The sequence below is a fragment of the Streptomyces poriticola genome, from assembly GCF_036689765.1.
GTDB classification, from domain to species: Bacteria; Actinomycetota; Actinomycetes; order Streptomycetales; family Streptomycetaceae; genus Streptomyces; species Streptomyces poriticola.
Window position 1 is genome coordinate 1 of sequence record NZ_JBAGKH010000132.1, and the last position, 203, is coordinate 203.

Sequence of the window (203 nt, forward strand, 5' to 3'; positions counted from 1 at the left end):
CGGGGCTGTAAAACGTTCGGTGTAACTCCTGATCAAGGAAGATGCGCCGATGACCAGTGAGAACGTGACCGAGCCCGAGTCCGCCGAGACTCCTGAGCCGCAGCCGTCGAGGGCGGTGGACGACCAGCTTATCGACGAACTGGTAGGCCGGGCGCAGGCCGAGGGCCTGCAACTGACGGGCGAGGGCGGACTGCTGCAGCAGC

The 203-nt window shown here is 65.5% G+C and carries 1 protein-coding gene; it reads left to right on the top strand.

The window, feature by feature from the left end:
* Nucleotides 1-49 precede the first annotated feature (49 nt).
* On the top strand, nucleotides 50-203 hold a 154-nt coding region (locus tag V5O46_RS32100), incomplete at its 3' end, for a transposase (RefSeq protein ID WP_456300732.1).